Source organism: Bizionia sediminis, assembly GCF_042684585.1.
GTDB lineage: Bacteria > Bacteroidota > Bacteroidia > Flavobacteriales > Flavobacteriaceae > Algorimicrobium > Algorimicrobium sediminis.
This window is the reverse complement of the sequence record NZ_JBHULS010000001.1, coordinates 660,594-666,692: the sequence shown is the minus strand read 5'-3', so window position 1 is coordinate 666,692 and position 6,099 is coordinate 660,594. Positions and strand designations below refer to the sequence as shown.

Genomic DNA, 6,099 nt, shown 5'->3' with positions numbered 1-6,099 from the left:
CTGCAAGGGGTTTATACCCCTTGTTGGCGTTTTTCGCCTCTTTTTTACGGGCTTTTTCTAATTCTTTTAAAAATTCTGCAAAATCTAATTCGTGCCAGTTTTGGAGTTTTTTGCTGATTGCAAGGGGTTTATACCCCTTGTCCGTAGGTACGAAAAACTTGCTTTGTAGTAAATCTATAAAAGCACCTTCTAGGGTTTGGTAGTGTTTGTTATTTAGTTCAAATGTGAGGGTTGGCAAGACGCTTTTTATTGAGTTGCCTCTTCTACAATTTGAATCTCATCATCAGTTAAGCCATATAAAGCATACACCATGGCATCGATTTCTTTGTCGGTTTTCTCAATTTCTGATTTTAATTCGATGGCTTTTTGCTTTTGCTCGTTGAAGTACTGCATCCATTCGGCTTGTTCTGGTAATGCAAGGGGTTTATACCCCTTGTTGGCGTTTTTCGCCTCTTTTTTACGGGCTTTTTCTAATTCTTTTAAAAATTCTGCAAAATCTAATTCGTGCCAGTTTTGGAGTTTTTTGCTGATTGCAAGGGGTTTTAACCCCTTGTCCGTAGGTACGGAAAACTTGCTTTGTAGTAAATCTATAAAAGCACCTTCTAGGGTTTGGTAGTGTTTGTTTAGAGAAAGAATTGTTTTTACTTTGTCTATAATGCCATTTGGATTTTCTGGAATAGCTGGCAACGGAAAAGGTTTTAAATAGTTGGTCTTGAACACAAAATAACCACCTCTATATTCCGAACCTGTATTTTTCAAGAAAAACCACATGACTTTTGAGTTTAGTATGCCTAGGTAAAATTTATCATCCACCTTAAATTTTTCATTTTTCACAAAAGAATAAACTTTTGTATTATGATAAAACTCTCCCTTTTCATCATACGTCATGTTACAACCAAGAGATATTTCTCTCGTCATGATTTTTGGGGATGGAAATTTTTCGTGGTTTTTTTGGTAGATATACAAAAACCAACCTTCGTCAATATCCATTTTACCTTTTTCTCTTCCTCGTATTTCAGTTTCAAAATGTTTTAAATACGCATATGTTTTTGGTAAATGATTTTTAATATATTCTTCTTTTACTGCTGTTCCATCCTTTTCATAAGGAAATAAAACAAAGTTGGGATTGTTACAATAATCGTAACGTATTACATCTTTACCACCCAAAATAGGCTTCACCAATTCCTTTTCAATCTCAAATTCGTAATCAAATTTACGATTATACCCCTGAATGTAACTCCCCATATCCTTTCCTTCAAAAACATACACAGCATCTAAACTTGTTTGCATTCCTACGAAAATCCTATCAAACACATCATCCACCGTGTAAGGCTGCTGTTTTAAGGTATCTATTGTATCAAAAACTTTTTGGCTCTGTAAATCCCAATTTTGTTCATTTAAATTATCATACAACATATAATCCCATTCGAAAGGTATGGCCAGTTCGTGTGGGTTTATTTTTTTGAAGTGAACGCTTTCCTTTTTTGCCTTATCTAGATTGATAATACATGTGTAGGTCGAGGCATCGGCAAATACCATTTCGGAACCAAAATGCAAGATGCTTTCCACTGCTTGTTTTTCTTTGAAAAATTGCCTAATTCCCACCCCAAAATCGGTTACTAAAAATTTGTGCGGTAGAATATAGGATACAATGCCTTTGGCATTTATCAAGTCAAAACTTCTTTCCATGAACAACGCATAAATATCATAGTTTGCCGTAGCAGATTGATAGTTTGTTTCGTAAAACGCGCACATTTCGGGATAATGTTCCATTAAACCTTGTTTTCGCACATAAGGCGGATTCCCAATAATCACATCAAAACCGCCTTTGTATTGGGTGGCAAAGGCTGTGTCATAGTCAAGATTCAGGATAGGGTTTTCTGTAAGCGACTGCAGTTCTTTGTTATAGGGCAACTCGTGTTTGGTTCTATTGTTTTGTATGTAAGCAATTGTATTGTACAGTTGCTCATCATCTTTTATGGCTTTGCAGCCATACTTTTGTGTCCATAATGATATGCTTTTTTCCTTTTCTTTCTGGACAAGGGGATTAATCCCCTTGTTGCTATTGTGTACTCTAGCTGTTCTTCCTTTTATCGTTTTTACGATGTTACTTACTTCGGTATCTTCACATACTAGTAGTAAATGTATATGGTCTCCACAGATATTATAGGCCATTATCTGTAATTGCTTTTCTTTGGCAATGGCTATTATTTCTTGTGTAATTATAATCTCTTCTTCGGTGGTAAGCTTTGTATAGTTAGGTAATGGATTGGTGCCTAGTTCTCTGCGTTCTCTCACCTTATAATCTATCATGCGTTGCGAGGTACGACTATCGTAAAGCGCCGTTGTGATATGATACGCTTTTTTATGTTTCTCTTTAAAAACATCTGGAAACTCCCGTTGCCAATTAAAGGCCTTATCGCCTGCTACTGTTGGGTCGTCAATTAAACTGTTACCACATTTTATATTGTTGTTTAATGCCGTTAGTTTTCTGCCTTTTTGAGCAGTTCGTAACCAAAGTGAGAGTTTGGCAATTTCTACACTTTCTTCGTTAATATCAACTCCATAAATATTGTTTTCTAAAATGGCATTTTCTACTTCGCTCAATACCATGGCATCTCCAAATAGTTTGGCTTGCAACTCGTCGATATATTGGTGTTCTGCTATTAGAAATTCCAAGGCTTGGTTTAAAAAAGCACCAGAGCCACAAGCTGGGTCGCAAATGGTAATTTGCAATAGCCAGTTTCTATAATCTTCTAATTTTTGAGATAGTTTTTTTAAAGTCGCTGTTTTTCGTCCTCTACGTTCTTTCTCGTATTCGGCTTCTTGAATGTCGAGTTCCATTTTCTTTTCCTCGCATAGTTTGCCTACGGTATTATCTACAATGTATTTGGTAATATATTTTGGCGTATAAAAAACACCGTCTTTTTTACGTTTGGTTTTACTTTGGTCCGATGTAACTCCTTGAATTTCTGCTTGAATTTCGTCAATGTCGTTTAAGGAATGTTCAAATATGTGTCCGAGAATGTTTACACTTACTTCACTTTCAAAATCGTAGTTACTTAAATTAAGGGTGTGTTTGTAAAGTAACTCGTCATTTATTTTAATGTTATCTAAAATATCATCGGGTGCAAAAAGCCCACCATTATAGGCAAAAATATCATGTTGTTGTCCTTTGTGACCTGTGTTCATATAACCGAAATACTTTTGAAATCGGTCGTACAATGGGAAATATTCGTCGTATTTGTCTTTTAAATCCGTCCATTGGTTTACAATTGAACGAATAGAGTTTGGTGGTAGTAATAATCTATCTTCTGCAAAGAAGATGAATAGAAAACGGTCGAGTAATTTTTGTGTTTTCTTGAATAAGGTTAGTTTGTCGTATGCTGGATTTTCTTTTTGGATGGCATCAAAAATCTCGTTTCTGAAAGAAGCGTAATCTTTGTATAATTTTTTGGTTACGTTTTCCTCTTGGGTTAGGGATTCGTCTTTGATTTTTTTGGGAATGTCTTTTAAAAGATAGTCTGCTGACAAACAAAGCCAAAGGATGTTGAAACGTTCTTTTGTGAGTTGAAACAAATTAAATTCCTCAAAGTCGACTGCGTTGTCTATGTAAAAACGCAGTTTTTCAAAGTTGGAAGTAATGACATAATGACAACCTGGTTGGTTGTTTTTATATCCAAATGCTTGGGTTTCTACCTTGCTTAAATCGGTTATATTTGTTCCTTTTAGTTCAATAACTGCAAGTGCCTTAACCAAGGCGTTTGAACCCCTTGATAAAATGGCTCCATCTGTTTTTTTAGAACCTTTTATGTTTTTTAATTCCGTTGTGAGATTAAAATTAGGTGTTGGGTTTTTTGTGTAACCCAAAACATTCACGAAAAGGTCAATTAGAAATTCGCCTTGATATTGTTCCTCTTTTGAGTTTCGAATGTTTTCTTGTATGGTTGGATTATGGAAATGACTTGTAAAACGCTCGTATGCTTGCGTAACTTTTTCGGACTCCAATCCTTTTAAATAGTTGTTTAGAACAGAGTTCTGAAATAAGCTCATATATCTTTGATGTTTTTCTCAAATTTAAGATTATTCCGCGCGTTGGCAAAAAACAGCTCTTTTATTTTTTTAGCTTTGGCATTTCGGGTTGGCAAAAAAATAAATGTGCTGTTTGTGCGTTGGTTTTATTAGTGCACATGTTCAATTTTAGCCCGATTTCCAGATTAGGCACAACTTATGTTGGCTGCAAGAATGGTAGACATAAAAAAAAGCTTATCATAAAATGCCTGTATGCAACGTTTTAGATAAGCTTTTTGTAATTATTTTTATTATTGTGCTTCATTGCCGCTACAACAGCGCTTACAGCTCCAAACTTTCGCCTATTGGCAGAAGCATAAGATCTTTATTCTTCTCAAAAAATAATCGTTTCGCCTCTTCGTGGTTAATTTCAATATAACCAAATGTATCGAAATGGTAGCCTAGTATTTTATCGCATGCTACAAAATCGCTTGCTATAATGGCATCTTTAATTCCCATGGTAAAATTATCGCCAATTGGCAACACTGCCAGGTCCAATTTTGTTTGCATAGGAATAAGTTTCATGTCCATAGTTAATGCAGTATCGCCGGCAATGTAAATGTTTTTTTTGGCGCTTTCAATAACAAATCCACCTGGTTGCCCGCCATAACTGCCATCTGGAAATGACGATGTATGAATGGCATTAACATACTTTACCGTACCAAATTCGAAATCCCAACTACCACCATGGTTCATGGGGTGCCCTTCAAAGCCTTTATTTTGAAAGTACGTAACAATTTCAAAATTTGAAACGATAACAGCGTTTGTATTTTTTGCAATGGCTTCTACATCCAATATATGATCTTGGTGTGCATGGGTTAGCAAAATATAATCGGCTTTTAAACTATTTATGTCAATGTGTTTAGCTTGCGAATTTCCCGAAATGAACGGATCTACCATAATATGAACACCATCCACTTCAATTCCCAAACTAGCATGACCGTAATACGTAATTTTCATTCTATTTTTATTTTTTAAATACGTTTTAATAAAATCTTTTAAACTAGGCCACGGTTATAGGTTTTGCAGCTGTTTTATACTGCCGTAATTAATAGTTGCCAGTAGCCTTTTTTAAAAATACAAAAGTTTTGCGAACTTTAAAGGACTAAATACCTTAAACTATATTATATAACCCACACCCATAAGTATGGCCATTAAGAAGGTAGCTATGGCTACTTTTTTTAACTCCGAGTCCAGAGCCGCTGGATTTTCGGTTTTCTTTACATATATCATATGCTTAATTAATGGGATGTACATAATTAAGAAAAGCAAGTTAAAAGGCGACACATAATATAAAACGGCAAAAATAGCCGCTAACAACAAGGCGCTACCTACCAAAGCATAATGATATTTTTTAGCATTTTTATAGCCCAATTTTACTGCCAAGGTGCGTTTATTCGCGTTTATATCTGAATTAATATCGCGCATATTATTCAAATTTAAAACAGCTACGCTTAATAAGCCAATAGCACAAGCTGGTAAAATAATTACATGATCTATGGTTAAGGTAAACAAGAAATAAGTGCCTAAACTACTTACCAAACCAAAAAACAAAAATACAAAAACATCGCCAAGGCCTTTGTATCCGTAAGCGGAATCGCCTACGGTATATTTTACAGCTGCATAAACCGATAAGCCACCTAAAAATAAAAACAGCACCGTGTACAGAAAATTCTGCAATCCGAATGCACTAAATAAAAGCGCTACTACTAAAGCTATTATAATGAGAATGTTAATTTTTATGGCTTCAAACATTTCTTCGGGCGCAATAGCACCACTTTGAAGCGCTCGTTGCGGCCCCACACGTTCGTCATTATCGGTACCTTTTATACCATCGCCATAGTCGTTAGCAAAATTAGATAATACTTGCAGTGCTACAGTGGTTAATATTGCTAATGTAAGCACAGCCCAGTTAGTAAAACCGTTATAAGCTGCAAAGCAACTACCTAAAATAATACCGGATAATGATAATGGTAGTGTTCTAACCCGTGCGGCAGACACCCAGTGTTTAAGTTTTGGCATAATTTC

The 6,099-nt window shown here is 35.4% G+C and carries 4 protein-coding genes; all 4 read right to left on the bottom strand.

Features of this window, described 5'->3' with window-relative positions; genetic code table 11:
• Window positions 1–238: hypothetical protein (locus ACFSQP_RS02950; RefSeq protein WP_376891643.1), on the bottom strand; the 238-nt coding region annotated here is incomplete at its 3' end.
• Window positions 239–246: 8 nt separating this feature from the next.
• Entirely contained in the window at window positions 247–4,053 is a 3,807-nt protein-coding gene (locus ACFSQP_RS02945; protein ID WP_376891641.1) for an Eco57I restriction-modification methylase domain-containing protein, read from the bottom strand.
• Between the two features lie 300 nt (window positions 4,054–4,353).
• Entirely contained in the window at window positions 4,354–5,031 is a 678-nt protein-coding gene (locus ACFSQP_RS02940) for a metal-dependent hydrolase (RefSeq protein ID WP_376891640.1), read from the bottom strand.
• 159 nt (window positions 5,032–5,190) lie between these two features.
• Window positions 5,191–6,093, bottom strand: coding sequence for a 1,4-dihydroxy-2-naphthoate octaprenyltransferase (gene menA / locus ACFSQP_RS02935; RefSeq protein WP_376891639.1), 903 nt, complete (start codon window positions 6,091–6,093; stop codon window positions 5,191–5,193).
• Window positions 6,094–6,099: the final 6 nt, after the last annotated feature.